Here is a 1,575-nt window from a genome sequence, read left to right as displayed (position 1 = left end):
GAGGACGCGGCGTCGGGCGCGGCCAATGCCACCCTGGCCGCGTGGCTGGCCGAGCGCGACGCGCTGCCGGGCGATGGCGGCTTCTACCGCATCAGCCAGGGCCGCGAGGTCGGCCACGACGCGATCATCGAGCTCACGGTGGATGCGGCCGGCGATGTGTGGTCGGGCGGGCGCGCCTGCACCGTGGTCCGCGGGCAGCTCGACTGGTAATCGCGGCTTCCGCCACTCCTGCGCAAGTTCTTACGAAGCGAGATCCGCCTCGACCGTGATCGGCACCGCGCTGAGCGCGCGCGATACGGGGCAATGCTTGCCGGCGTCGTCGGCGATGGCGCGGAAGCCGGCCGCGTCCAGGCCCGGGACGACGCCCTTCACCTTGAGCCGGATCGCCGACAGCGACGGACCGCCTTCCATCGACAGGTCGACCTCGGCACGGGTATCGAGCGACGCCGGCGGATGCCCCGCCTCGGACAGCTTGGCCGAAAGCGCCATCGTGAAGCAGCCGGCATGCGCGGCGGCGATGAGTTCCTCCGGGTTGACGCCCTTGCGGTCGCCGAAGCGGGTGTTGAAACCGTAGGGCGTGCCGGACATCAAGCCGCTCTGGGGCGTGTCGAGCCTGCCCTGGCCCGTCTTGAGGTCGCCTTCCCAATGCGCGGTGGCGTGGCGGGAAATACCCATGGCGTCGACTCCTGGTTTCGATGGGGGAACGCCCAGCCTACGCCTTCGCCCGTTGCCGCCGCGTTGCGGCTTGACCCCCGCAGGCGCCTGCGGGAGGCTTGTCGACCCGTGGACGTGGAGCCAGCCTCATGTCGTACACGACCCAGCAGATCCGCAACGTGGCCCTCGCAGGCCACCCAGGCGCCGGCAAGACCATCCTGTTCGAAGCCCTGCTGCATGCCGGCGGCGCCCTCCAGTCGGCAGGCAGCATCGAACGCGGCAGCACCGTTTCCGACCACGATCCGATCGAGAAGGAACGCGGGCATTCCATCGACGCGGCGATCGCCAGCGTCGACTACACGACCGCCGACAGGGAATCCGTGCACCTCAACCTGATCGATACGCCCGGGTATCCCGATTTCCGCGGCCCCACCCTGTCGGCACTGGCCGCGGTGGAAACCGTGGCGATCGTGGTGGATGCCGACAGCGGCATCGGCTACGGCACGCGGCGGATGATGGAACACGCCAAGGCGCGCAACCTGTGCCGGATCGTGGTCGTGAACCGGATCGACCACGAAGGCGCCGATGCGGCGCAACTGCTGGAAACCTTGCGCGAGACCTTCGGCCCGGAGGTCCTGCCGCTGAACCTGCCCGCCGACGGCGGCAAGCGCGTGGTCGACTGCTTCGGTGCCGGTGCGGCGGCCTCCAGCGAGGACACCGATGCCGGCCCCGTCGCCGAGTGGCATCGCCGGATCATCGACCAGGTGGTCGAGGTCAACGAAACCGTCATGGACCACTTCCTGGACCTGGGCGAAGACGGGCTCTCGGGCCAGGAACTGCACGATGCCTTCGAGCAGTGCCTGCGCGAGGGCCACCTGGTCCCGGTGTGCTTCACCTCGGCCCGCAGCGGCATCGGCGTAA

Annotated in this window: 2 protein-coding genes and 1 pseudogene; 2 read left to right on the top strand and 1 reads right to left on the bottom strand. The window is 69.5% G+C overall.

What is annotated here, in order from left to right; genetic code table 11:
• A pseudogene (locus tag QAA18_RS05625) lies at window positions 1–210 on the top strand (PhzF family phenazine biosynthesis protein); the annotation flags it as partial.
• A 30-nt stretch (window positions 211–240) separates the two neighbouring features.
• Here the strand turns inward: QAA18_RS05625 and QAA18_RS05620 are convergent.
• The gene (locus QAA18_RS05620; RefSeq protein WP_279411754.1) at window positions 241–675 is read right to left on the bottom strand and encodes an OsmC family protein; all 435 of its coding nucleotides are present in this window, start codon (window positions 673–675) and stop codon (window positions 241–243) included.
• Between the two features lie 128 nt (window positions 676–803).
• Here QAA18_RS05620 and QAA18_RS05615 point away from each other — a divergent pair.
• Window positions 804–1,575 (top strand): GTP-binding protein (locus QAA18_RS05615; RefSeq protein WP_279411751.1); only part of this gene is annotated, 772 nt, incomplete at its 3' end.

Source organism: Luteimonas sp. 8-5, assembly GCF_029763755.1.
Taxonomy (GTDB): domain Bacteria; phylum Pseudomonadota; class Gammaproteobacteria; order Xanthomonadales; family Xanthomonadaceae; genus Cognatiluteimonas.
Note: the sequence above shows the minus strand (reverse complement) of the source record. Positions and strands in the feature narration are given on the sequence as shown.